Genomic DNA, 25,670 nt, shown 5'->3' on the forward strand with positions numbered 1-25,670 from the left:
TCTGCTCAAATCAGGCCGCGAAGAAAGTCCTCGACACTGACACCTTTTTGGCGTGCGCGTTCCTGCAAACGGATGTTCTCGGCCGCGCTCAGCGACAACGTGACCGTGTGCCATCCGGTACCGCTGGCCTCGTCGTCGAGGTCAAAGAGACTCGGTTCGAGGTCAATCGGGGTGGACGGCTCGGCAGCGGGGGACTTCCGTGAGACCGGAGCGGCCGACGCTGGTGCGGAGGATGTGAGAGCTGCCGACTGCAGAGCTGAGGACTTCGGCGCGGCGGACCGGGATAGAGCGTCGCCCGCGGCGGACGCTGTGGTGTCCCCAACGGCTGCCGAACCCGCCCCGGGAAAACCGGGACCGGACGGAATCTCCTTGCCCCGCTGGAACGCCTCGGCGACGGCCCGGGCCCGGGCGTCGGCGGCTTCATTGAGCTCGTGACCGACGTGGCCGCGCACCCATTCAAATTTGTACTTACGCCCGGCGAGTGCCTCGTCGAGTTCCTTGAGCAGCTCGATGTTCAGAACAGGCTTGCCGTCGCTCTTGCGCCAGCCCTTCGCCTTCCAGCCGCGCATCCATTTCGTCACCGAGTTGATGACGTACTGGCTGTCGCACATGACGAGCAGATCGTCGTCGATGTGTGCGGTCGAACGGAACAACTCAAGAACGGCCTTCAGCTCGGCCTGGTTGTTCGTGGCGTGTTTCCAGCCACCAGCCCCCCAGCAGTCGTCGTCGACATACCAGGCCCAACCCGCGGGACCCGGGTTGCCCAGCGCCGAACCATCAGCGGAGGCGGTGATCGTCATTCTGCCCTTTCAGCCGCGACCGGTCGTCGCGGGACTGACCAATCGTACCGACGAGGAGCCGTTCGGCAGGGAGGTCAGCGGGGAGTCGAGACGCCGGCGGTGGCTGTTATCGCCAGTGTCACCGGCACGAACAGCAGACAGGCGTGGGGGACGCGCCCGGAGTCGGGGGTGACTCGACAGAGGCCCCCCAGTAGGTTTGTCGCATGGCATCCGACGCAGTCATCCTCCCCGTCGACGGACCGCACGGCACCCGCGACGTTCGCATCTCCAGCCCGGGCCGGGTGCTCTGGCCAGAACCCGGCATCACCAAACTCGACCTCGCGAAGTACCTGGTCGAGGTTGGACAGGCGTTCATCGCCGCCAACGGCGACCGCCCGGTGTCGCTCCAGCGGTTCCCAGGCGGAATCGACGGCGAACAGTTTTTCTCGAAGAACCCGCCCAAGGGTGCACCGGATTATGTGCGAGCCGTGACCGTCACCTACCCAAGCGGGCGATCACATCCTCAGGTCGTTCTCGACGAACCGGCGGCGGCGGTGTGGGCGGCCCAGATGAACACCGTCGTCTTTCACCCCTGGCCGTCTCTCGCCGGAAATTCGGACAATCCCGACCAGCTGCGCATCGACCTCGACCCGCAGCCGGGCACCGATTTCGACGATGCGATCCCCGCAGCGATCGAACTGCGCGCACTTCTCGCCGAGGCCGGATTGACGGCGTTCCTCAAGACCAGCGGCAACCGCGGCATCCACGTCTTCGCGCCCATCGAGCCCACCCATGAATTCCTCGAGGTGCGGCACGCGGTCATCGCCGCTGCCCGCGAACTCGAACGCCGGATGCCGGAGCAGGTCACCACGAACTGGTGGAAGGAAGAACGCGGCAAACGCATTTTCGTCGACTTCAACCAGGCCAATCGCGACCGAACGATGGCTGGTGCCTACAGTCCGCGGGCACTCGCGCATGCCCCGGTGTCCTGCCCGATCGAGTGGGAAGAACTCGAGAACGCCGACCCGAAAGCCTTCACCATCGAGACGGTGCCTGAGCGACTCCGCACGGTAGGCGACCCGTGGGCAGACATGGGCAATAAGCCCGGGACCGTCGACGTTCTCCTCGAATGGTGGGAGCGGGATGTCAAGAACGGACTCGGCGAACTGCCATTCCCCCCGGACTTCCCGAAAATGCCCGGCGAACCGCCGCGGGTTCAGCCGAGCCGGAAGAACTCCGCCAACTGGGACGACGAGAAGACCGACTAAACCAGCACGCCGTCGAGATCGTAGGCGATGGGCCGGTCCAGCTGGTCAAAGGTGCATGACGTCGCCTCGCGGTCAGGGCGCCACCTCGCGAACTGCACGGTGTGACGGAATCGCATCCCCTCCATCTGGTCGTACTGCACTTCGACGACGCGGCTGGGCTCAAGCGGCACAAACGACACATCCTTCGACCCCGAGAACCTGCTGCGCTCCGTTTCGGCCGCAACGATCTCGCCGTCGGCATCCCGTTTCACCAGCGGCGCGAGTTCGTCCACCAGTTCAAGGCGGCGGGCATTGGTGAAAGCGGATGCCCCGCCAACGTTCACGAGGACGCCATCACTGTTGTAGAGGCCGAGGAGCAGTGAACCCACCCCGTTGCCGCTCTTGTGCACCCGGTAACCGGTGAGAACGACATCGGCGGTGCGATGATGCTTGACCTTGAGCATCACCCGCTTTCCAGGTGCGTACGGCTGGAGGAGTGGCTTCGCGACAACTCCGTCGAGTCCAGCCCCCTCGAATTCGACGAGCCACTGGCGGGCAAGCTCCACGTCCGTCGTCGTCCTCGTGAGGTGGAGCGGGTGCGGGAGAGAACCGATGAGACCTTCGAGCCGCTCGCGTCGTTCGGAGAACGGGGTGTCGAGCAGCACGTCGCCGCCGCTCGACAGCAGGTCGAACGCCACGAACATTGCCGGCGTCGACTCCGCGAGGAGCGCAATCCTGCTCGCCGCGGGATGGATCCGGGCCGTTAACGCCTCCCAGTCGAGTTTTTGTGAGCCCTCCGCACCCTGTGGCACCACGATCTCACCGTCGAGCACGCAGGGTCCTGGCAGAAGCCGGCTGAAGGCATCCGTCAGTTCCGGGAAGTACCGCGTGAGCATTTTCGAGCCGCGACTGCCGATCTCGACGTTCTCGCCGTCGAAGTATACGATCGCGCGGAACCCGTCCCACTTGGGCTCGAAGCTCAACCCGCCGGGAACGCTGTCGGGTTCCGGCACGCTGCCGACGGCCTTGGCGAGCTGCGGGGAAACGGGGTCGAGCGGCGAAAGTTCCATGCGTCGATCCTGCCCGAGTCGGAACGATTCCGACAGGCTGTGCCCCGCAGCCTGGCACATGAGTGCGGTGGGAGGGCATTCGTCAACCCGTATCCTGCCGCTCGGCTTCTGGGTAGCGTCGGCGTCACCGTGCAGACCTTTCTCCCATACCCGTCATTCGCCGAGAGCGCTGCTGTGCTCGATCGCTCACGCCTCGGCAAGCAGCGCATCGAGGCGCTCCAGCTGCTGCGCGCGGTGACCATCCCGACCTACGGCTGGCGGCATCATCCCGCTGCCAAAATGTGGCGCGGCTATGTGCCAGCGCTCACCAAATACGCTCTCGATATGACGGATGCCTGGATCGCACGCGGTCACAGCGACACGGTACGCCCGCAGGTGCTGCCGTTCGCACCCGACGTCGAAGGGCTCAGCCAGGACGAGCTGGAGCTGCCGCCGTGGATCGGTGACGAGGCCTTCCACCTGAGTCACCAGTCGAACCTCGTCCGCAAGGATCCCGAGTTCTACGGTGAGGTGTTTCCCGGCGTGCCGGACAACCTGCCGTACGTGTGGCCGGGAGAGACGGTGCGCCGTGACGGTTGAGGAGCCCAGGGTCGCCGGGGTAGACGGCTCGGCTGAAATCGGCGACGCACGGATCGGCATCTCCGGCTGGCGCTACGCACCGTGGCGTTCTGTCTTCTACCCCAAGGGACTCACTCAGAAACGCGAGCTGGAGTTTGTCTCCGGCCGAATGAACAGCGTCGAGATCAACGGTTCGTTCTACGCGCTGCAGACGCCGAAGAGCTACGCCCGCTGGGCAGAGGAAGTGCCGGAGGACTTCGTCTTCTCGGTCAAAGGCGGACGGTACATCAGCCACATCCTCCGGCTGCGGAATGCGGAAAAAGCGCTGCCGAACTTTTTCGCATCCGGCGTCCTCGCGCTTGGGCCCAAGCTCGGGCCCGTGCTGTGGCAGTTGCCGCCGAACCTGGCCTACGACCGGGAGACCGTTGGTGCGTTCCTCGCGACACTCCCGCGGACGACGACGGCCGCCGTCGAGTTCGCCCGAGGCCACGACGATCGCATGGAAGGCAGGTCCTGGCTCAAAACGGATGCCGAGCGTCCTCTCCGCCACGCCGTAGAGATCCGCCACCCCACGTTCGACTGTGACGACTTCGTCGATCTCGCGCGGGACCAGGACGTCGCTGTGGTGGTGTCGGACAGCGCGGGCCGTTTCCCCCAGCTGTTCGAGGTGACGAGTGACTTCATGTACGTGCGGTTGCACGGCGCTGAGGAGCTGTACGTCAGCGGCTACCCCGAGGATTTGCTGCAGACCTGGGCTCGGCGTGTCCACGGCTGGCGCACCGGCTCAACGACCGACGGCAGGGCGCGAGACGTCTACGTGTACTGCGACAACGACGCGAAGGTGCGCGCACCGTTCGATGCCATCCGTCTGGCCGAAATCGTCGCCGAGCTGGCGGGCTGAGCGGCACTGCGTTTGCCGCTGCCCGCGGATACGCCTCGCCGCGCATTCAGCGGGTTGCATGTTCGGCGAGGAAGGCGTGCACCGACCCGACGACGACGGAGCCCTCGCCGACGGCGGATGCGACCCGTTTCGCCGAGCCGCGGCGAACATCACCGATCGCGAAGAAACCGGGCACGCTCGACTCGAGGGGCCCCGGCGGGCGGTCACGCGACCACGCCCTGCGTCCCCCCTCTGCGACCATGTCGCCGCCGGTGAACACATAGCCCCACTGATCGCGCAACACCCGGTCGTCCACCCAGTCGGTGTGCGGCGCAGCACCGATGGTGATGAACAGCGCGCTCGCCGGGACCGTCACCTCGTCGCCCGTGGTCCTGTGCCGCAACACAATTTCCTCGAGCCCGTCGTCAGTGCCGTGTCCGCCAACCACCCTCTGTTCGGTGAGGATGGCGACCCCGGCGGCCGCGAGCTGTTCGATGAGGTAGCTCGACATGCTCGCGGCGAGGTTCGGGCCCCTGACGACGAGGGAAACGGATGCCGCATACCTCGCGAGGTGCAGCGCGGCCTGGCCCGCTGAGTTGCCGCCGCCGACGACGAGGACGTTGCGTCCGGTCTGGGCCTTTGCCTCGACCGCCGTCGCGCCGTAGAACACCGAGGTGCCCACGAACGTGTCGAGACCCGGCACGGCGAGCCTGCGATACGAAACCCCGGTCGCGAGGATCACCGAACGGGCCCTGACCTCGTCCTCGCCGTCGATGGTCAGCCGGAAGCCGTCATCGAGCGACATCCCCGACACACTCCTCGTGTGCGCGAACCGGGCGCCAAAGGCCCAGGCCTGCTGGTAGGCGCGGTCGGAGAGGTCCAGCCCCGATACCCCGCTCGCGAAGCCGAGGTAGTTGCGGATGAGGGAGCTGGAGCCAGCCTGGCCGCCGACCGACTCCCGTTCCAGCACGAGCGTGTCAAGTCCCTCAGACGCCGCGTACACGGCAGCGGCGAGGCCTCCCGGTCCGGCTCCGACGATCGCCACGTCCACGGTTGTGCCCGAATTCACCGACGTAGTCAGGCCGAAGGCGTCCGCGAGCTGGGTATTGCTCGGGTCGGCGAGGACGCCGGCGCCCGGCACCTCCACGACGGGACGGCGAGTGTCGTGTCCCCGCGCGAGGACCGTCGAATCGTGGGCGGAACCGGGGCTGCTGACGCGGTTACTGATGCCAGCCCTCGACAGGTACCTGGTTATCTCGTGCACCCGCGGGGAAGACAGTGGGCCGATGATGACGGCATCCGGTGCCTGGTCATCGGCCGCCCGCGTCGCTGCGTGAAGGAGCTCGGTGATCGCCCGGTGGAAATACTCATCGGGGGAGCGGCGAGGGAGAACGATGTAGGAGTCGGCCTGGGTGGAGGCGAAGGCCTCGAGAACCACCCGCGCGGTGTCCTGGTTCCCCCACGAGCCCCATTTGATCACCAGGCCGCGACGCACCTCCGGAAACAGCCGGCGGGCGAAGCGGAAGACCGAGCCGTCATGCTGGTGATCCGTAAGGTCGTCCGACAGCACCAGCGCGACGCGGGATCCGGCCGCCGCGGTTTCCCGGAGGTGAGCAAACGTCCCCTGGACATCATCGGGAGACACGACCTCGTAATCCGCGGAATATCGGCGGGTCAGCTCATCGACGACGCGGTCGCGCGCTGGCGCTGAGGCCAGCGACACCAGAATCCGCGGTCGCCTGGACCTTTCGGTAGTCATCGGGCACCTCCACCTCGGGGTACCGGGCGGTACCCGCGGTTTTAAGGCGAGAGTGTACTCGTCGTGCGTGGCGGACTCCACGGGTCGGGGCTGGACGAGGGACCGCAACGCGTTCGACAATGCTCAGCATGGATCATCAGCCCGCAACGATCCGCACACCCGACCAGCGGCTCCGCGTCTTCGTCAGCTCAACACTCAAAGAGCTCGCGCCGGAGCGAAAAGCTGCGCGCGCCGCCATCGAGCGGTTGCGGCTTGCCCCCGTAATGTTCGAGCTCGGTGCCAGGCCGCATCCGCCGAGGGACCTCTATCGCGCCTACCTGGCGCAGAGCGAGGTCTTTGTCGGCCTGTACTGGGAACGCTACGGCTGGGTCGCTCCCGGTGAAGAAGTGTCCGGCCTCGCGGATGAGTACTACCTTGCACCCGCCTCCATGCCGAAGCTCATCTACATCAAGGAACCGGCTGAGAACAGGGAGCCCAGGCTGAAGGAGCTGCTCGACCGGATCAAATCGGATGACACGGCGTCATTCACCTATTTCTCCGACGAAGCGGAACTCGCGGAGTTTCTCGAGGCCGACCTCGCCGTACTGCTGGCCGAACGCTTCAGCCAGGGGCAGAATCTCACTGTGCCGGCGGCCGGTGACCCGATCGGTCCCCGGGCTCACGTGCCCGCACCGCTGACGGAACTCATCGGCAGGGAGTCCGAGGTCACGACGGTGGGCCGGCTCGTGCGCGATCCCGCGGTCCGCCTCGTGACCCTCATCGGCCCTGGCGGCATCGGCAAGAGCAGGCTCGCGATCGCTGTCGCGGCCAGTGTCGCAGCCGAATTCTCCGGCGGCGCGTACTTCGTGGACCTTGCTCCTGTTCACGACGAGACCGCGGTGATCGCAACCATCGCGAAGACACTCGGCGTGCGTGACACGGGGGAGGCCCCGCTCGCGGAGAAGCTCGCCACCGCTCTGCGGAACCGGCACATGTTGCTCATTCTCGACAACTTCGAGCAGGTGGTGGATGCTGCGCCCGCGCTGACGCTGCTCCTCGCTGCGGCGCCCGGCCTCACGCTGATGGTCACCAGCCGCACCCGGTTGCGGATTTCCGTCGAAAGGACGATCGACGTCGAGCCGCTCGACCTGCCTGACGCTTCCGCACCGCCCACGGCTGCCGGTATCGCCGACATCGCGGCAGTCGCACTGTTCACCGAGCGTGCCCGCGCCGTCAAGCCGGATTTCCAGGTGACGGATGCCAACGCCCGCGACGTCGCCAGACTCGTCAACCGCCTCGAAGGTGTGCCCCTCGCCCTCGAGCTCGCAGCGGCGAAGGTCAGGGTACTCACCCCGTCGGCGATGCTTGAACGCCTCCACAGCCGGCTCTCCTTCCTCGGGGGTGGATCCCGCGATCTCCCCGAGAGACAGCAGACCCTGAGGAACGCCATCGAGTGGAGCACCGGAATGCTGAACGACGGCGAGAAGCAACTTCTCGCCGCACTGGCGGTGTTCGACGGCGGTTTCTCGCTCGACGCCGTCGAGGCGGTGTACCGGCCCTCCGATGGCACCGACACACTGACACTGCTCGAGACACTCGTCGACAACAGTCTCGTTCGTCAGGAGGACAGGGGAACGCGTTCCCGTTTCTCCCTGCTCATGATGGTCAGGGACTTCGCCAGGGAACAGCTCGAGCGTGACGGGCACCTGGCGGACGTCAGCGAACGGCACGCGGCGTACTTCATGGGCCTCGCCCAACGCGCCGAGCGCCTTCTGGAGGGCCCGACACAGGGGGAGTGGATGAACATCCTCGAGGATGACCTCTCCAACCTCAGGGCCGTGATCAGGTACCTCCTCGAGAGGGAGGACTGGGAGGGGGCGGCACGGTTCTCCTGGACCCTCTACGTTTACCTGTGGGTTGGCGGGCTCCTCGGCGAGGTGGCCGGCTGGATGGCGCGGGTGCTCGACGCCGAACCGCCCGTCACCGGTTTCACTCGCGCGGTCGCGCTCTATTACACGCGGGCCGTCGGGTTCTGGAAGGAGCCGGAGCGGGACGTGGTCCCCGGCCTGATCGAGAGTGCCGCACTGTTCAGGGCAGAAAATGCTGCCTCGGGAGAAGCGCTCGCACTGGTATCGGTCGCGCTCGCACGGCTCGCCGCATCGCCCCCCGATGTCGCCGGAGCGGAGGAGGTGCTCGAGACAAGCCTCGGGTTGTTCAGGGAGAAGAACGACCTGTGGGGACAGGCGATGGTGCTCGTCATGCTCGGCAGGACCGCGCTGGTCTCGCAGAGGGTGCACGCAGCGCTCAACCGCTTTAGAGAGAGCCTCGCGCTCGCCGAAGAGTTCCAGGACGGTTTGAGCGAGACGATAGCGCTACACCATCTCGGGATCGCCCTCACCGTCGAGGGGAAGCTCGAGGAGGCGGGCGTCGCTCTGGAGTCTGCGCTCGCCAAATCGGTGCGGCTCGGCCACGATGACGGTGTCGCGTACGGGCTGGAGGGGCTCACCGCCATCGCTGCAGCGCGGGGCGACGTCGAGAGAGCCGGAATCCTGGATGGCGCCGCCGAGAAGCTCCGCGAAGAGACCGGCTTGAAGAACGCGCAAACCTTCAAGTTCTCGCAGTACTGGATCGATGGGATCCTCGCGGGGGAGGCGGCCGGTCAGTTCGAAGCCGCGCGAGGCAGGGGCCGAGCACTCAGCGAAGCGCAGGCGGTCAGGTTCGCGCTGCCCGGTGCCAGCCTTGCCGGGGCGGGAGTGAATCTCGCGGGCGTGGATGGTGCGTCGTCGTGAACTTCCGATCGAGCGATCAGGATGTGGGCAGCCGTCGACGAACGGCGGACGACACGGTCCGCCCGTTCACCCTCTGGCTCAGCGTCGTGGTGCTGCCGTTCCTCGTCGTTGCGAGCGCGCTGCTGTACCTGGCCCCCGGGAGCACCGAACAGCACTTTGCCTGGACGATCACGCCAGACATCACCGCCAGGTATCTCGCGTCCGCGTACCTCGGTGGTGTCTGGTTCTTCGTCGCGGTGATCCGCCTGGGTCGATGGCACCGGGTAAAGCACGGCTTTCCCGCCGTGCTGACGTTCGCCACGCTGCTCGGCATTGCAACGCTGCTGCACTGGGATCGGTTCCACGCCGGTCACATCTCGTTCATCGCGTGGACGGCGCTGTACCTGACAACGCCCTTCCTGGTGCTCGTCGCCATCCTCGTTCAATCCCGGTCGGATGCCGGCGCTTCCGACACCAACGACACGACGATTCCCCGGGCCTGGCGCGTCACCCTCGCGGGCGTCGGCCTCCTGTCGCTGTGTGTCGGTGTCGTTCTCTTTCTGGTTCCGTCTCTCCTCGTCGAGAGCTGGGCGTGGAGCCTGACGCCCCTCACCGCCAGGGTGATCGGGGCGACACTGACGCTCCCGGGAATGGTCAATGTCTGGATGCTGGTCGACACGCGGTGGAGCGCGTTCCGTACCCTCGTCCAGGCCCAGCTGGTCAGCCTCGGTTTCATCCTCGCCGGGATCGTGCTCGGCTGGCCGACCCTGGATTTCGCCCGGCCGGCTGCGTGGCTCCTGATCCCGGGCCTCTGCGGCTCGCTTTTGGTCTATGCCTGGGTTTACCGGCTGTGTGAGTCCCGCGGGCGACGCGTTGGCGACTGACGCGGAACCTGTCAACCCCCGAGCCGCGTGGAGAGTGCGAGCGCTTCGAGGCAATAGTCTCGGTATATGTCCTCGCCGGCGCGTCCCCTCGAACACAGTCCGCTCACACACATTGCCCCCTGGCTCGTCTCCCAGCGCTGGTTTGCCAGCAAGGGACGCGTTCCGGAGCTCGAACTCATCGGAAGCTGGGAAATGGCATCCGATGATGCCAGGGTCTTCACCCACCTGATCATGGACTTCTCGGGTCGTGACCCCGTGCTCTACCAGGTACCGGTCACCGAGAGAACCGAACCACTGCCAGACGCAGAGTCGGCACTCATCGCCGAGATCGTGCTCGACGACGGCCGGTCCGGCTACCTCTACGACGGACCGCACGACCCCGCATACGCCAGGGCCCTGCTCACGCTCATCGGGTCAAACCAGGAGGCGACAGCACTCGGCGCAACCGCGAGCGGCGAAGCCTTCGGCCAGATCGAGATTTCCGACATCGTCTCATCCCGTGTGCTCCGTGGCGAGCAGTCAAACACCTCGATCATCTACCACGTGCGCAGCGAGAACGGCATCGACCGGGTTATCTGCAAGGTGTTCCGCGCCCTGCACAATGGTGAGAACCCCGACGTCGTCCTGCAGGCGGCGCTCGCCGCATCCGGGTCCCTCAACGTTCCGCACTCCATTGGCTGTGTCGTCGGCGAGTGGAATGACATCGGCCAGGCCACCGGCCGGGCGCGTGGCCACCTCGCCTTTGCGCAGGAATTCCTGTCAGGGTCGGAAGACGCGTGGAGATTCGCCCTTCGCTCCGCCGAGAACGGCGAGGACTTCACGGCCAGGGCGTACTCGCTCGGCACGGTAACCGCCGAGGTTCACGGATTGCTCGCCGAGTCATTCGGCGCTGCGGCCCCCAGCCAGGACGAGATCGACGCGACCCTCGCCAGCTGGCGCTCGCGTTTGCTGCTCGCCATCGAGGAGGTGCCCGCTGTCGAGCAATTCCGCGAAACCATCGAGGCGCTCTACGAGTCGACGGCGTCGATCGCGTGGCCGGCGCTCCAGCGCATCCACGGTGATTACCACCTCGGCCAGGTGCTGCTCGCGGCGGATGGGCACTGGGTCCTTCTCGACTTCGAGGGTGAACCGCTCAGGCCGATGGAGGAGCGCTCCCAGCCGGACTTCACGCTCAGGGACGTCGCCGGAATGCTGCGAAGCTTCGACTATGTCGCCGGTTCACTCGGCAGCACCGCTGAGGCCCGAAACTGGACCAGCGCGTCGCGGAAGGCATTCCTCAGCGGCTACATCGACGGCTCAGGGGTCGACCTCAGGGACCACCGCGAACTGCTCGACGCATTCGAGATGGACAAAGCACTGTACGAAGCGGTCTACGAGGCCAGAAACCGCCCCGACTGGCTGTCGATCCCGCTCACGGCGCTCGGACGGCTCGCCGAGCGTCAGCGGTAGCGCCGCCAGAGCCTAGCGGTTCTCCCGGTCGAGGATGCCGCGGAGAAACGCCGCCTGGCCGACATGCTGGAGGTCGTCGGCGATAACACTGACGAGGCGGACCCCGAGGGTGACCGGAGGGTTCCAGCTTTCGTCGACGATCCGATCCAGGTCGTTGTCGGCGAGGCCACTGACGAAGTGGGCTGTGCGGTCGCTGACCTCATCGAAGTACCCGAGCAGCAGCTCGGGCGAGCTCACCACCACCTGGGCGACATCGTCGCTCGAGTGCCCGTATCCGGTGTCCTCCGGCGGGAACGGGAGCCGGAAGCGGTCGACCCACCCCGCGGCGATCCAGATCTGGTCGGTGTCCATCAGGTCGGCGACGTGGTCGTCCTGCACCCGGGTGAGGTGCCAGACCAGCCAGGCTATGGTGTTCGACTCCGGATCCGCTCTCGCGAGCAGCCTCTGCGCATCGAGACCATCGACCGCGCTGTGCACGCTCTCCGAAACCCGCCCGAAGGCATCCGCAAGAATCTCTGACGTTTTCATTTCCTGCCCTTTCTCTGTGTGGCGTTGATGTACCTGTCGTTACTCCGGGTGTCGCTGCACCCTCAGGTAGGACGGCTCCCGGAGGCGTCGTTCCCACGGGTATGTGGATGTTCCCGGCAGCGGGTGCCGCACCGGGTCGTACCTGTCTATGGTGTCGATGGGTCCCGGCTCCCGCCACAGTTCGACAACGGCAAACGGATGCCAGTGGCCGAGCGGGGTCGCGTGGTAGAGCTTCAGCCGCCAGCTCGTCGACTCCAGCCGGGAGGCGAGCTGATCGACGTCGGCGGGCAGGTCGTCCGGCTCCAGGGTGCGAGCGGCGATCAGGAGCGGGCCGTTCGATGTTCGAAGCGGCATCAGGGTTGTGAGCCGGGCGCGGCTCGGTGAGCGATGCGCGGCGAGCCAGAATCTCGATGGCACGCCGAAGCCCGTTGAGGCCAGCAGCAGGTCCGCTGGCGCTCCCATCGTCGTCTCGAAGCGGAGCGCAAGTCCGATGACGTCGGGCAGCGGTGCCGGCACGCCGATCGACCGCGACGCCCGCGCGGTGAGGGGGAGTTCGCTGGTGTGCGGATGGTCGATGAAGTCGATGCCGGACGCGCCGCGGTCGGTGAGCCAGCGGAGCGAACCGGTGAGAGCGACCCCGTGTGGATGGATGGGTCGCGGCGGGCGGATAGCGCGCAACAGCCCGAAAGCCCCCGCGAGTGCGCCGCCGGCGATGCCGGACGGCGTGAGAGTCACCGCTCGCCCCGTCCGACGCGCAGGGCGAGCCCGACGAGGGGGAGCTGCAAGGGCAGGCGAGCGAGAGCGATGACCCGGGCAGGCCACGCCTTTCGGCGGAGTACTCGGACCGTGCGCACGTTGGCGGGGAACACGGCAACCAGGAACGCTGCCGACAGGAGCCCGGCGAGGTTCCTGGTGTGCCGGTTCAAGGCCAGCAGGGCCAACGCCCATTCCGCGACGCCAGACACGACGGTCCAGAAGCGGCTCGGCCCGGGCAGGGAGCGCGGAACAATCGGGTCGAACACCGAGGGACGGAGAAAGTGGATTGCGCCTGTAACGGCAAACATCATCGCGAGCGCCATGGCAGATGCGCTGTTCCGGTCAGATGGTCCTGGTGTGGCTCTCGTGAAGTGGCGCATCCGAAACACAGTAAGACCCGATGCTTCCCCGTGGCAATGGGTTGCGCGACTCAGCCGGCTGAGCCGTCGCCGTACTGGGTTGTCTTCCGTTTGAGCGCTCCGAGGTCGGATGCGTCTCCCGTTTTCTCCGGCAGGTCGTCGAGCGTGACCAGTCCGTCCATGTCATCGGGGTCGTTCTCGCCGATGATGCGCTCCGCGTAGTTCGGAGCTCGGCGTGGCGCCTCGTGCTCCGCCTTGTCGGGCGTGCTGCCTGAGTCGCCCGCCGGAGTCACCCGGTTTTTCTCGTCTGCCGGCGTCATGGGCGTCATCCTTCCGATGCGATCTCAGTCCGATCGGTTCCGATCGGGTTCGGCTGCCAGCGTATCGCGTGTGCGACCGACTCAGGCCTGGCCCTGGACCTGTGCCTGCTCCTGGTCCCACCTCGGCGTTCCCGGGATAGCCGGTCCGGTCGGCCATCGAAGAACTGCCCCCACCTCAGCCGACTTCGGGAGGACGCCATGGTCGACGAAGACAACTCGCGATTCGGTCAGTGTGGCTGCCCTGACGATCGCGAGAATCGCGGGTACCGGCCCGATGACTCGCGCGCCGAGTGCTTCCTCAGGCGCCGTCGCCACCCAGGGTGCATCGGCGAGGGCAAGGAGGGTCCTGCCGTCGGTTCCCTCCGAGTCAATGAGCACGGTGTCTGCCTGGCTCTGTTGCAGGCTGTGCACAACGGCCCCGAAACCCAGCGCCCCGTTTTCGGAGTCACCGGCGGAGAGCTTGTCGAGCAGGAGCGACTGGTCCCTGAGTCGGATCTCCTCGAGCTTGCGGGAGATGCGCACCTGCAGGGATTCCCGGGACGATCCTGCGGCCAACAGGTTCGCGGGTACCACGGTGCTGATGTCCCTGGCCGCTGCTGACAGCTCCTCGCTCAACAGCTGGACAGCGCGCACATCGCCGGCGAGCAGGACAAATCCCGGTTGGAGTTGCCGAACGAGTTCATTGACGGCCGTTGCGAGTTGAGTCTGGTTCTGCTTCCAGATTTCTTCAGAGTGGTGCTGGTAGTTGCTGTGGGACCAGCCGCCCGCCTGGACCTTGGTCAGGCTGTCGGTCCTGCCCTCGATGTTCTCGTGGCGAAGAGCGGCGACATGGGAGGCGCGATAGGCATGGATTTCGCCGCCGCCCCGTCCGGCTTCGACCACCAGATAGACGACGTCGTTCTGCCTGTACTTCACGAGCGGGACAAGGTCGGGGATCTCGAGGTAGGCAACGGTTTCCGGCCAGACCAGCGGGCCGGCGAGGACTTCGTCCAGGAGCGGCTCTCCGTTGTGCACGACGAGGAACCGTGAATGCGGCCCGCCGGTGCCGGTCGGAACGGCGAGAATCCTCTCGACAGTCGTGAGGTCGGCATCCGGAGCGCCTGCCCTGGCCAGCCGGTCAAGCACCTGCCGCCTGCGCGCCTCTCCGTCGTGGCCAGGGCCGTCCCATGATCCGTTCGCGTCGATGAAGACCGACGAGAAAGTTCCATCGCGGCGCCAGAGTTCCGCCAGTTCGTGCGTCTGTGAATCCACTCGCTCGTCCTCTCTTCGACAGGCGACCACCCGTCTTCGACAGGCGACCACCCGGTCACCGGGCCCGCCGCGCTGGTTCGGTGCCGCAGATCCCCATGGAACTCGCGGGCTTCTGGCAACGCAAGAGCCGATATGCCCTGTTGAGCGCATCGCAGCCCCAGGTCCGCCACTCAGCGGGATGATCCTCGCGATTTTCCTTAGCACCCGATCGCCGCGAAAGCTAGACCCACCTCGGTCGAACTGGCCGATCGTGCTGACGAACTAGATTTGAGGGACCCGCGCGAATTTTGTGCGCGATAACGCTTTACGAGGAGATCGATGGAAAGCTGGCCAGGAACCGCGTACCCGCTAGGTGCTACCTATGACGGCAGTGGGACAAACTTCGCGATTTACAGCGAAGCCGCTGAGCGGATCGAGCTCTGCCTCTTCGATGAGGACGGCACGGAGACCCGGGTCGAGCTGCGGGACTCAGAAGCCTACGTCTGGCACTGCTACCTGCCTGAGGCGCAGCCGGGCCAGCGGTATGGCTACCGTGTCCACGGCGAGTACGCCCCTGAGCAGGGCAAGCGGCTCAACCCCAACAAACTGCTGCTCGACCCGTACGCCAAGGCGACCTGCGGCACGTACGACTGGGACCAGTCACTGTTCTCATACAACTTCGGCGACCCGGATTCCCGCAACGACGAAGACAGCGCCTCGCACTCGATGCTCAGCGTCGTCGTGAACCCGTTCTTCGACTGGTCAGGCGACCGCCACCCGCGCACGCCGTACAACAGCAGCGTCATCTACGAAGCACACGTCAAGGGCCTGACGAAGCTCAACGACCAGATCCCGGAAGCCCAGCGTGGCACGTACGCGGGTATCGCCCACCCCGCGACGATCGAGCACCTCCAGAGGCTCGGCGTCACGGCGATCGAACTCATGCCGGTCCACCAGTTTGTCCAGGACTCAACGCTCCTCGACAAGGGACTCCGGAACTACTGGGGATACAACACGATCGGGTTCTTCGCGCCGCACAACGAATACTCGTCGACGGGCGAGGCCGGCCAGCAGGTCCAGGAATTCAAGGGCATGGTCAAGTCGCTGCACGCGGCCGACATCGAGGTCATCCTCGACGTGGTGTACAACCACACGGCCGAGGGCAACCACATGGGCCCGACCCTCTCGTTCCGCGGGATCGACAACGAGGCCTACTACCGCCTCGAAGACAACGACAAGCGGTACTACACCGACTACACCGGCACGGGCAACACGCTCAACGTGCGCCACCCCCACTCGCTGCAGCTCATCATGGACTCGCTGCGCTACTGGGTCACCGAGATGCACGTCGACGGTTTCCGCTTCGACCTGGCCTCCGCGCTGGCGCGCGACCTCTACGAGGTCGACAAGCTCTCGACATTCTTCGAACTCGTCCAGCAGGACCCCATCGTCTCCCAGGTGAAGCTCATCGCCGAGCCGTGGGACGTTGGTCCGGGCGGTTACCAGGTGGGTAACTTCCCCTCGCAGTGGACCGAGTGGAACGGAAAGTACCGCGACACGGTCCGCGACTTCTGGCGCGGTGAGCCATCGACGCTCGGCGAGTTCGCCGCCCGCATCACCGGTTCTGCCGACCTCTACGAGCACTCGGGACGTCGGCCGGTTGCATCCATCAACTTCGTGACAGCGCACGACGGCTTTACGATGCGCGACCTCGTGTCATACAACGAGAAGCACAACGAGGCCAACGGCGAGGACAACAACGACGGTGAGTCGCACAACCGGTCGTGGAACTCCGGGGTTGAGGGTGACACAGACGATCCCGAGGTGCTTGGCCTCCGCGCCCGCCAGCAGCGCAACATGATTGCAACGCTGCTGCTCTCGCAGGGTGTCCCGATGATCCTCCACGGTGACGAACTCGGACGAACGCAGCACGGTAACAACAACGGTTACGCGCAGGACAACGAACTCACCTGGCTGCACTGGGACGTCGTCGATGTGCCGCTGATCGAGTTCACGTCCGCCGTTGCGCGACTCAGGAAGGAGCACCCGGTGTTCCGACGGAGCCGCTTCTTCGACGGGCGGCCCGTCCGCCGCGGCGAGGGTGAGCCGCTGCCGGACATCGTGTGGCTCAACGAAACCGGCATGGAAATGCAGCCGGAGGACTGGGACGAAGAACTGGCCAAGACGGTCGGTGTCTTCTTCAACGGCGAAGGCATCCGTGAACGCGACGCACGAGGGCAGAACGTCAGCGACGTTCACTTCCTGCTCTATTTCAACGCCGACGCCGAAGACGCCGAGTTCACCCTTCCGCCGGAGGAATACTCCGCCGAATGGGAGATCGTGGTTGACACGGCGGGTGAAGGAGCCGACAGCGTTCCCCGCGCCGCAGGATCGACCCAGACGGTCAAGGGCAGGAGCCTGCTCGTCATGCGCGCATACACCGCGCCTGAAGCAGAGCCGGACCACTCGGTCGCGGCATCCCTCGCCGTCCTGAGCGGTTCGCAGACCACGTCGAGCACCGACGTCAAGCCGGGAGCTGTGAGTTGAGAATCCCCGCATCCACCTATCGGCTGCAGATCCGGCAGTCGTTCGACCTCGACGCGGCACGCGGAGTCGTCGACTACGTTCACGACCTCGGAGCCGACTGGCTCTACCTGTCGCCTCTGCTTGAAGCGGAGGCGGGAAGCGACCACGGTTATGACGTCGTCGACCACTCACGCGTCGACCCCGCACGGGGTGGCCCCGAAGCGCTCGACCGGCTTGCGAAGGCCGCGAAGGCCAGGGGAATGGGCATCCTCGTCGACATCGTCCCCAACCACATGGGTGTCGAAACCCCTGTGGCGAACGGCTGGTGGTGGGACCTCCTCGCCAAAGGCGAGGCGTCCCGCTACGCGGAGGCCTTCGACGTCGACTGGGCGGCGGGCGGCGGCAAGATCCGCATTCCCGTCCTCGGCGACGGCGATGATGCACTCGACGCCCTCACCCTCGTTGACGGCGAACTGCACTATTACGACAACCGGTATCCGGTCGCCGCGGGTACCGCTGACGATGGGGCAGACCCGCGCACGGTTCACTCGCGTCAGAACTACGAACTGGTCAACTGGCGCAGGGCAGACGCTGAGCTCAACTACCGCAGGTTCTTCGCGGTCAACTCGCTCGCCGGCATCCGTGTCGAAGTGCCGTGGGTGTTCGCCGAGTCCCACGCTGAGATTCTCCGCTGGGTGAACGAAGACCTCGTGCACGGCATCAGGGTCGACCACCCGGACGGACTCGCGCACCCGGGCGACTACCTTGACGCGCTGCAGAAGGCCACGGGCGGCGTGTACGTCCTGGTCGAGAAGATCCTCGAGGGCGACGAGGGGCTGCCGCCGAACTGGGCAGCTGCAGGCACGACAGGGTACGACGCACTCGGCGACATCGACCGGGTCCTCGTCGACCCCGCTGGCAGGGCACGCCTCGACGCGCTCGAGGGAAACCTCGAAGAGACGACAGCCTCGATGGACGACGTCTGGCCCGAGCTGATCTACGAGAACAAGCGGCGGATCGCCGACGGCATCCTCCGCTCAGAGGTACTGCGACTGGCCAGGCTCGTTCCGGAGATCCCCGGCGCAGACGACGCCATCGCGGAGCTCCTCGCGTGCTTCCCGGTCTATCGCTCCTACCTTCCGTTCGGCGAGGACCACCTCGCCGAGGCGGCCCGCTCCGCTGCCGCCCGCCGCCCGGACCTCGCGGAACGAATCGACGCCCTCTATCCGGTGCTTGCCGATGCGGAGCATCCCGCTGCGATCCGGTTCCAGCAGACCTCGGGCATGGTCATGGCGAAGGGCGTGGAAGACACAGCCTTCTACCGGTTCAGCCGGCTGACCTCACTCAACGAGGTCGGGGCAGATCCCGGTGAGTTCGCCATCGACGTTGCCGAGTTCCACCGCAGGCAGCAGGCACGGCAGGCCGCCCTGCCGGCGTCGCTCACCACACTCTCGACACACGACACCAAACGTGGCGAGGATGTGCGCAGCCGCATCTCGGTCATCGCTGAAATCCCGCGGGAGTGGGAAGCGACGCTCGGACGGCTTCGCGCTCTGGTGCCGATCGGTGACGGACCCTTCGAGCAGTTGCTCTGGGAGGCCGTCATCGGAGCGTGGCCAGCCTCGCGGGAGCGCCTGCACGCCTACGCCGAGAAGGCCTCGAGGGAAGCGGGTACGTCGACGACGTGGACCGCCCCGGACGAGGAATTCGAGACGGCGATGCACGGCCTGATCGACGCCGTCTTCGATAACCCCGAAGTCAACGAGATCGTCACAGGTTTCGTTGACCGGGTTGCCGCCGCCGGCTGGTCGAACTCGCTGTCGGCCAAGCTCATCCAGATCACAGCGCCCGGTGTGCCCGACGTGTACCAGGGCAGCGAACTCTGGGAGACGTCGCTCGTCGACCCCGACAACCGGCGACCCGTTGACTTTGACCTCAGGCGCGACTACCTCGCCAGGGTGGACAGGGGCTGGCTTCCGCCGATCGACGAGACGGGAGCGGCAAAGCTCCTCGTGACCGCCCGGGCACTCCGCCTGCGCCGTGACCGGCCCCAGTGGTTCTCCCGGTACCTGCCGCTGCCCGCGTACGGCACGGCAGCCGGACACCTCGTCGCCTTCGACAGGGGAGACGCCATCACTCTGGCGACGCGGCTTCCGCTCGGACTCCAGAAGAACGGAGGCTGGGGCGACACCTCGGTCGTCGTTGCCGGCCGGCCTCTCATCGACGCCTTCACCGGAGAGCGGTACCCCGGCGGGCCCCTTCAGGCAGCCGAGCTGTTCGCGCACTACCCGGTGGCACTCCTCGTTCCCGATGACACCGACCTCACCTCACTTCTTGGAGAGAACGAATGATCCGACGACACCGCGAACCGTTCACCGTGTGGGCGCCAAACGCCGAGCGCGTTGAACTCGTCCTCGGCGACAGCTCGGCCGAAATGATGCGGGGGACCGACGGCTGGTGGGTTCCGGCATCCGACATCGTCGACAGCGCGAGCGATTACGGCTACCGCATCGACGGGGCCGGCCCGTTCCCCGACCCCCGCTCGCGTCGCCAGCCGAACGGCGTGCACGAGCTGTCGCGCACGTTCGATCCCACCGAGTACCGGTGGAACGACTCGGCGTGGAGCGGGCGCCAGCTCGCCGGCGGCGTCATCTACGAGATGCACATCGGCACCTTCACACCGGAGGGGACCTTCGACTCGGCGATCGCCAGACTCGATCACCTGGTCGACCTCGGCGTCGATTTCGTCGAGGTTCTCCCGGTCAACGCGTTCAACGGAACGCACAACTGGGGATACGACGGAGTGCTGTGGTACGCCGTCTCCGAGAGTTACGGCGGTCCCGCCGGGTACCAGCGCTTCGTTGACGCCTGCCACGCCGCCGGCCTCGGCGTCATCCAGGACGTCGTGTACAACCACCTCGGCCCGAGCGGGAACTACCTGCCGAACTTCGGTCCGTATCTCACCGACGGCCCCGGCAACACGTGGGGATCATCGATCAACCTCGACGGTGAGCACTCAGACACCGTGCGCCAGTACATCCTCGAGAACGTGCTGATGTGGCTCGACGACTACCACGTCGACGGACTCAGGCTCGATGCGGTTCACGCGCTCGTCGACTCTCGGGCGACCCACCTGCTCGAAGAGATGGCGACACGAGTTGCCGCACTGAGCGCGGCGGTACGTCGCCCGCTCAGCCTGATCGCCGAGTCGGACCTCAACGACCCGACGCTGATCACCCCGCGTGAGGCCAACGGGTACGGACTCGACGGACAGTGGAGCGACGACTTCCACCACGCGGTCCACGTCGCCCTCACCCGGGAGACCACCGGCTACTACGCCGACTTCGAGCCGCTCTCGGCCCTCGCCAAGGTCCTCACCCGTGGGTTCTTCCACGACGGGACCTTCTCGAGCTTCCGCGGGCGGACACACGGTCGAGCGATCGATACCCAGCGGATGCCGTCATGGCGGCTGGTTGTCGCCAACCAGAACCACGACCAGATCGGAAACCGCGCAACCGGTGACCGGTTGGGGGCCACTCTCGACACGGGACAGCTGGCCATCGCGGCGGCGCTCACCCTCGCATCCGGCTTCACCCCCATGCTGTTCATGGGGGAGGAGTGGGGCGCAAAGACCCCGTGGCAGTTCTTCACCTCGCACCCCGAACCCGAGCTCGGTAAGGCAACCGCCGAGGGCCGGATTGCCGAATTCGAACGCATGGGCTGGGACCCGAACGTCGTCCCTGACCCGCAGGAAATCTCGACGTTCGAGAACTCCAAGCTCGACTGGAGCGAACTCGAGAGTGTCGACTCGGCGAGACTGCTCGACTGGTACAAGGAACTCACGGCGCTGCGCCGGGCACGGCCCGACCTGGTCGATCCACGTTTCGGCGAGACGGGAGTCGAGGTCGACGAGGACGAGCGCTGGCTCGTGCTCCGTCGCGGAAGCGTGGCCGTCGTGATCAACTTCGACGACGAGGAGCACACGATTCCGGCGCGGGTCGGCGGCGAACTGCTGTCGTTTGCCTCGGATGGCGACGCGCTCCGCGGACGGCACGACAGCGCGATCACCCTCGCGCCGCACGCCGTGCTGATCGCCGACTCCCTCGCTTAGGGACGGTGCTTACTCCGCAGCGCGGAAGGCATCGAGCGCCTGCTGTGAGAACAGCACAAAAGTGACGTCGGCTGGCGGGTCCACCTCGCGGACCGTCCGGACAGCGATCCGGGCGGCATCCGCGAGGGGCCAGCCGTACACGCCGGCGGAAATCGCCGGGAACGCGACAGTCTCAGCGCCGAGTTCGTCTGCGACCCTCAGGCTGTTCCGATAGGCGGATGCCAGAAGCTCCGAGCGGTCTTCGTTCGGGTCCCAGACCGGCCCGACGGTGTGGATCACGTGTTTCGCTGGCAGCCGTCCTGCGGTGGTCGCCACCGCCTCTCCCGTCGGCAGCCCCCGGGGGAGCACCGTGTCACGCAGGTGCCTGCACTCGGCGAGGATCGCCGGGCCACCCGCACGGTGAATAGCCCCGTCGACGCCCCCGCCGCCGAGCAGGGAGTTGTTCGCCGCGTTCACGATGGCGTCCACCCGCATCGTGGTGATGTCGCCTCGCACGAAGGTGATCATCTGTCCTCCTACGACGGTCCGAAGGCGCGCGCGGCGTCGACAGCGGCGCGGACGCCTCCCGAGAGCGGCTCGCCGTGCCCGGGAAGAACGAGCTCTGCACCGGTGTCGGCGAGCGCGCTCAGCGTGTCGAGTGCCATCGCCGAGTCCGCCGTTGCTGCGCCTGCGATGATCTGCGCTCCGCGCGTTCCCTTGTACGGGTCGAGGGTCACGAGGGCGTCGCCGGACAGCAGCGCGCCGCGTTCGGGGAGGTGCAGGGCGGTGTGCCCGAAGGTGTGCCCGGGCGTGAAGACGATCTCGGGCCGGCCGGGAACATCCAGGACGCCGTTCTCTGGAAGGTACTCCACCTTCTCGACGCCCTTGACGGCGAGTGCGCCAGCGGCTGTCATGCCGGCGAGGACAGGGATGGCCGCCGGGTACCTCAACGGGTAAACGAACGGTGTTCGCTCCCGCTGGTAGTGGTACGGATGGGCAGCGAGACGTTCGTCCGCTCGGTTCACCCAGATCGGCACTCGAAGTTCCGCCTGCGCGCGGGCGGCGAAACCCAGGTGGTCGAAGTGAGCGTGCGTGAGCACAATGGCCTCGATATCCCGCCTCGAACGCCCGATCTCGTCGAGGGCGAGCAGCAGCGGCGCCCACGTCGATGGGAATGCCGCATCGACGAGGGTGACGGCGTCGCCCTCTTCAATCAGATAGCAATTCACATAGGCGTGCTCGAGGCGGTGCACCCCCGGTGCGACGTTCCTGGTCAGTGTCGGTCGGCGTCCCTGCCGCGGTCGGTGTGCCATTGTGCTCCCTGTCGGTGTCCGGCCGCTCACAGCGCGCGCAGCTTGTCGAGCAGGGGCTCGGCGACCGTGGCGAGGAACTCGTCCTGGCGCTCGTCGCCGATCTGGATGAGGGCGATATCGGTAAAGCCGGCGTCGATGAACGCGCGTGCGCTCTCGGCGAGCTCATCGAGATCGGGACCGCACGCGATCGACCCGGCGACGTCATCCTCACGAACGAACTGCGACGCACCGGCGAACCCCGCGGGCGTCGGCAGGTCAGCGTTGACGGCCCAGCCGCCGCCGAACCACCGGAACTGTTCGTGTGCCTTCGCAACCGCCTCTTTCTTGTCCGGTCCCCAGCAGATCGGAATCTGTCCGATCACACGTGACGAATCGCCACTGTCACCGCGGACCTCACGCCACTTCTCGACCGCCGCGGCGTCCGGCACCGTCGAGATGAAGTGATCGCAGAGGGGAGCGAACCGCTCAATCGACTTCTCGCCTGACACGGCGATACCGATCGGAACGCCCCCATCCGGCGCATCCCACACGCGGGCCGAGTCGACCCGGAAGTACTCGCCCTGCCACGTGACGAGCTCACCGGTGTGCAGTTCGCGGATGATCGTCGCGGCCTCTTGGAGCATGTCCTGTCGCACGTCGACCGACGGCCAGCCCTCGCCGACGACGTGCTCGTTGAGGTTCTCACCCGACCCAAGTCCGAGAATGAACCGGCCCTCGGAGAGCAACTGCATGGTCGCTGACTTCTGGGCGACAACAGCGGGGTGATACCTCATGGTCGGGCAGGTGACGAAAGTGGCGAGATCCACCCGGCTGGTCGCCTGGGCGACCGCTCCGAGCACCGACCAGGCGTAGGACGCGTGGCCCTGTTCCATGAGCCACGGCGAATAGTGGTCGCTCGAGACTTCGAAGTCGAAGCCCGCGTTCTCTGCGGCGATCGCGTAGCGGACGAGTTCCCTCGGCCCGCTCTGCTCGGTCATGAGTGTGTATCCGAATCGAGTCATACTGCGACCGTGCCACCCGGCTGCCCGAGATTCAAGGGCTTGCGATGTGACGCGGATGCCTCACGCGGCTGGGCTTGAGATCGGTCGTGAGCGAACGGTGGGACACCGGGCATCCTGTCCGGATCGTGCGCAGCGCTGTCGTTTTCATCCCTTGCTGCCCGCGGGGGCGTGGAGTAAGAACAGGAACACAACCAGGCAAAGGAGCGCACATGCTTACGACCAGCCACGCATTCGGCGGATTCAGTGTTGACGATCTGGCTGCCGCCGAGCGTTTCTACGGTGAAACGCTCGGCCTCCAGGTGTCTCCCGGCGAGATGGGTGTCCTTCAGCTCACGCTGCCGGGCGGCGCTGGAGTCATCATCTATCCGAAACCGAATCACTCGCCCGCGTCGTTCACGATCCTCAACTTCGTTGTCGACGACGTCGGGCGCGCCGTCGACGAACTCAATGCAGCGGGCGTCGCCACCAAGATCTACGACGATGACGAACTGCCGACCGACGAGAGAGGCATCAGTCGCGGCAACGGGCCGGAAATCGCCTGGTTCCGTGACCCGGCGGGGAACGTGTTGTCTGTGATCAAGGAGTGAGTTCGAGCGGGATGGGGGACCACCGGCGTCATCGGACGTAGTCTCGGCCGTATGTCCTCTTCCCGCGTCCTCGTCACAGGTGCCACCGGCTACGTCGGCGGGCGGCTCGTTCCACGACTACTCGACGCCGGATTCACCGTTCGCGTCTTCGTCCGCAACGCCCGCAAGCTCATTGACGTGCCATGGCGGGACGACGTCGAGGTGGTCGAGGGCGACCTGACGAACGCGGATGCCGTCGCCGACGCGTGCGTCGATGTCGACACCGTCTATTACCTCGTGCACTCCATGGGTGCCGGCGGCACGTTCGAGGAGGTCGAAGCCAGTTCAGCCCGCAACGTCGCTGCGGCCGCAGCCGAGGCCGGGGTGTCCCGCATCATCTACCTCGGTGGACTCCACCCGACGGGGATCCCACTCTCGGAACATCTGCGCTCCCGCGTAGCCGTCGGCGAGATCTTCCTCTCGTCGCCGGTGCCAACCGTTGCTTTTCAGGCCGGCGTCGTGATCGGCTCCGGTTCGGCGTCATTCGAGATGATCAGGCACCTCACCGACGTGCTTCCCTACATGCCTGCGCCCCGGTGGGTGCGCAACCGGATCCAGCCGATCGCGATCCGCGACGTGCTGTACTACCTCGTCGAGGCGGCGAAGCTGCCCGGCGACGTCAACCGTACGTTCGACATCGGCGGCCCTGACATCCTCCGGTACGGGCAGATGATGAACGGGTACGCCCTCGAGGCCGGGCTGAAGCAGCGGCCCATCGCGGCTCTGCCCGTGCTCACACCCTGGCTGGCATCGCAGTGGGTGAACCTGGTGACGCCGATCCCTCGGAGCCTCGCCGTCGCGATCATCTCCTCCCTGCAGTACGACTGCGTTGCCCTTGAACACGACATCGACGGGTACATCCCGCCGCCACCCGGTGGCCTCACCGGCTATCGTGCCGCAGTGAGACTCGCCCTCGCCCGGATGCGCGAGGGCGACATCGAGACCAGCTGGCAGGATGCGTCGGTGTTCGGAGCGCCGAGCAACCCGCTCCCGAGCGACCCGCTCTGGGCGGGGCACATGGTCTTCACCGACGTCAAGGAGCGCGACACCACAGCGAGCGTGGCAGACCTCTGGGCGATCATCGAGGGGATCGGGGGAGACAACGGCTGGTACTCGTTCCCGCTGGCATGGGCGGCACGCGGCTGGATGGACAAGCTCGTCGGTGGTGTGGGATTGAGGCGCGGCAGGCGGCATCCGTCACGACTGCAGACCGGTGATGCCCTCGACTTCTGGCGGGTCGAGCTGATCGACCGGGGAACGAGGCTCAGGCTCCGCGCGGAAATGCGAGTGCCGGGCCGGGCCTGGCTCGAGCTGGGGGCAACACCGACACCGACGGGCTCCCACTATCGCCAGCGCGCGATCTTCTTCCCGCAGGGCCTCGGCGGCCGCCTCTACTGGTTCGCGATCCTGCCGTTCCACGGCATCATCTTCAACGGGATGGCCAACCGCATCACCATCGAGGCCGAAAAACGCACGCGCGCCGCTCTCAAGCCTGCGCCGGTGGCGGCAGCCTGAGCGGGGATCCGCCCAGCCGGGACCTGAGCGGGG

Annotated in this window: 22 protein-coding genes; 11 read left to right on the top strand and 11 right to left on the bottom strand. The window is 66.3% G+C overall.

From position 1 onward, the window contains the following. Positions 1 to 5: 5 nt before the first annotated feature. Positions 6 to 800, bottom strand: coding sequence for a ribonuclease H family protein (locus tag AC1X6S_RS00905; RefSeq protein WP_483403966.1), 795 nt, complete (start codon positions 798 to 800; stop codon positions 6 to 8). 203 nt (positions 801 to 1,003) lie between these two features. Here AC1X6S_RS00905 and ligD point away from each other — a divergent pair, with 203 nt between their 5' ends. Then, a complete protein-coding gene (gene ligD / locus AC1X6S_RS00910; protein WP_483403967.1) occupies positions 1,004 to 2,047 on the top strand; it encodes a non-homologous end-joining DNA ligase in 1,044 nt (347 codons plus the stop codon). Here the strand turns inward: ligD and AC1X6S_RS00915 are convergent. Continuing rightward, a complete protein-coding gene (locus tag AC1X6S_RS00915) occupies positions 2,044 to 3,096 on the bottom strand; it encodes an ATP-dependent DNA ligase (protein WP_483403968.1) in 1,053 nt (350 codons plus the stop codon). The genes ligD and AC1X6S_RS00915 overlap by 4 nt on opposite strands. Before the next feature lie 129 nt (positions 3,097 to 3,225). Here AC1X6S_RS00915 and AC1X6S_RS00920 point away from each other — a divergent pair, with 129 nt between their 5' ends. Next, positions 3,226 to 3,675, top strand: coding sequence for an MSMEG_6728 family protein (locus AC1X6S_RS00920; protein WP_483403969.1), 450 nt, complete (start codon positions 3,226 to 3,228; stop codon positions 3,673 to 3,675). Beyond that, on the top strand, positions 3,665 to 4,555 hold the full coding sequence (locus AC1X6S_RS00925; protein WP_483403970.1) for a DUF72 domain-containing protein: 891 nt from the start codon (positions 3,665 to 3,667) through the stop codon (positions 4,553 to 4,555). The genes AC1X6S_RS00920 and AC1X6S_RS00925 overlap by 11 nt, the downstream gene beginning before the upstream one ends. 46 nt (positions 4,556 to 4,601) lie before the next feature. Here AC1X6S_RS00925 and AC1X6S_RS00930 read toward each other — a convergent pair whose 3' ends face one another. Then, a complete protein-coding gene (locus AC1X6S_RS00930) occupies positions 4,602 to 6,293 on the bottom strand; it encodes an NAD(P)/FAD-dependent oxidoreductase (protein WP_483403971.1) in 1,692 nt (563 codons plus the stop codon). A gap of 128 nt (positions 6,294 to 6,421) precedes the next feature. On the opposite strand from AC1X6S_RS00930, the gene AC1X6S_RS00935 reads away from it, so the two are divergent. The 3 genes from AC1X6S_RS00935 (at position 6,422) to AC1X6S_RS00945 (ending at position 11,373) form a co-directional block, all read left to right on the top strand. Further along, positions 6,422 to 9,061, top strand: a complete 2,640-nt coding sequence (locus tag AC1X6S_RS00935; protein WP_483403972.1) for an ATP-binding protein — start codon at positions 6,422 to 6,424, stop codon at positions 9,059 to 9,061. Next, complete coding sequence (locus tag AC1X6S_RS00940; protein ID WP_483403973.1) at positions 9,058 to 9,924, top strand: hypothetical protein; 867 nt, start codon at positions 9,058 to 9,060, stop codon at positions 9,922 to 9,924. Before AC1X6S_RS00935 ends, AC1X6S_RS00940 begins: the two co-directional genes overlap by 4 nt. A 66-nt stretch (positions 9,925 to 9,990) precedes the next feature. Continuing rightward, entirely contained in the window at positions 9,991 to 11,373 is a 1,383-nt protein-coding gene (locus tag AC1X6S_RS00945) for a maltokinase N-terminal cap-like domain-containing protein (RefSeq protein WP_483403974.1), read from the top strand. A gap of 12 nt (positions 11,374 to 11,385) precedes the next feature. Here the strand turns inward: AC1X6S_RS00945 and AC1X6S_RS00950 are convergent, their stop codons facing one another. The 5 genes from AC1X6S_RS00950 to AC1X6S_RS00970 form a co-directional block, all read right to left on the bottom strand. Next, on the bottom strand, positions 11,386 to 11,901 hold the full coding sequence (locus AC1X6S_RS00950) for a mycothiol transferase (protein ID WP_483403975.1): 516 nt from the start codon (positions 11,899 to 11,901) through the stop codon (positions 11,386 to 11,388). A gap of 39 nt (positions 11,902 to 11,940) precedes the next feature. Beyond that, a complete protein-coding gene (locus AC1X6S_RS00955) occupies positions 11,941 to 12,636 on the bottom strand; it encodes a hypothetical protein (protein ID WP_483403976.1) in 696 nt (231 codons plus the stop codon). Further along, positions 12,633 to 12,968: a DoxX family protein gene (locus AC1X6S_RS00960; protein WP_483403977.1), complete on the bottom strand. Its 336-nt coding sequence runs from the start codon at positions 12,966 to 12,968 to the stop codon at positions 12,633 to 12,635. The genes AC1X6S_RS00955 and AC1X6S_RS00960 overlap by 4 nt, the downstream gene beginning before the upstream one ends. 119 nt (positions 12,969 to 13,087) lie before the next feature. Continuing rightward, a complete protein-coding gene (locus AC1X6S_RS00965) occupies positions 13,088 to 13,336 on the bottom strand; it encodes a hypothetical protein (RefSeq protein ID WP_483403978.1) in 249 nt (82 codons plus the stop codon). 81 nt (positions 13,337 to 13,417) lie between these two features. Continuing rightward, entirely contained in the window at positions 13,418 to 14,587 is a 1,170-nt protein-coding gene (locus AC1X6S_RS00970; protein WP_483403979.1) for a baeRF2 domain-containing protein, read from the bottom strand. Positions 14,588 to 14,905: 318 nt separating this feature from the next. Between AC1X6S_RS00970 and glgX the strand changes: the two genes are divergently transcribed. Genes glgX through treZ form a run of 3 tightly spaced genes read left to right on the top strand, consistent with a single transcriptional unit; the run spans position 14,906 to position 21,203 of the window. Continuing rightward, complete coding sequence (glgX, locus tag AC1X6S_RS00975; RefSeq protein WP_483403980.1) at positions 14,906 to 17,113, top strand: glycogen debranching protein GlgX; 2,208 nt, start codon at positions 14,906 to 14,908, stop codon at positions 17,111 to 17,113. Then, the gene (gene treY, locus AC1X6S_RS00980; RefSeq protein ID WP_483403981.1) at positions 17,110 to 19,443 is read left to right on the top strand and encodes a malto-oligosyltrehalose synthase; all 2,334 of its coding nucleotides are present in this window, start codon (positions 17,110 to 17,112) and stop codon (positions 19,441 to 19,443) included. Before glgX ends, treY begins: the two co-directional genes overlap by 4 nt. Further along, positions 19,440 to 21,203, top strand: a complete 1,764-nt coding sequence (gene treZ / locus AC1X6S_RS00985) for a malto-oligosyltrehalose trehalohydrolase (protein ID WP_483403982.1) — start codon at positions 19,440 to 19,442, stop codon at positions 21,201 to 21,203. Before treY ends, treZ begins: the two co-directional genes overlap by 4 nt. Before the next feature lie 9 nt (positions 21,204 to 21,212). Here treZ and AC1X6S_RS00990 read toward each other — a convergent pair whose 3' ends face one another. From AC1X6S_RS00990 to AC1X6S_RS01000, 3 genes are read right to left on the bottom strand one after another with little or no spacing between them, the layout of a single operon-like run. Continuing rightward, a complete protein-coding gene (locus tag AC1X6S_RS00990; RefSeq protein ID WP_483403983.1) occupies positions 21,213 to 21,710 on the bottom strand; it encodes an O-acetyl-ADP-ribose deacetylase in 498 nt (165 codons plus the stop codon). Between the two features lie 8 nt (positions 21,711 to 21,718). Beyond that, the gene (locus tag AC1X6S_RS00995) at positions 21,719 to 22,495 is read right to left on the bottom strand and encodes an MBL fold metallo-hydrolase (protein ID WP_483403984.1); all 777 of its coding nucleotides are present in this window, start codon (positions 22,493 to 22,495) and stop codon (positions 21,719 to 21,721) included. Between the two features lie 26 nt (positions 22,496 to 22,521). After that, the gene (locus AC1X6S_RS01000; protein ID WP_483403985.1) at positions 22,522 to 23,496 is read right to left on the bottom strand and encodes a TIGR03557 family F420-dependent LLM class oxidoreductase; all 975 of its coding nucleotides are present in this window, start codon (positions 23,494 to 23,496) and stop codon (positions 22,522 to 22,524) included. Positions 23,497 to 23,705: 209 nt separating this feature from the next. Between AC1X6S_RS01000 and AC1X6S_RS01005 the strand changes: the two genes are divergently transcribed. Both AC1X6S_RS01005 and AC1X6S_RS01010 read left to right on the top strand, forming a co-directional pair. Next, complete coding sequence (locus AC1X6S_RS01005; RefSeq protein ID WP_483403986.1) at positions 23,706 to 24,083, top strand: VOC family protein; 378 nt, start codon at positions 23,706 to 23,708, stop codon at positions 24,081 to 24,083. Positions 24,084 to 24,134: 51 nt separating this feature from the next. After that, positions 24,135 to 25,637, top strand: coding sequence for an SDR family oxidoreductase (locus AC1X6S_RS01010; protein WP_483403987.1), 1,503 nt, complete (start codon positions 24,135 to 24,137; stop codon positions 25,635 to 25,637). Positions 25,638 to 25,670 lie beyond the last annotated feature (33 nt).

The organism is Mycetocola sp. Y442 (assembly GCF_056898615.1).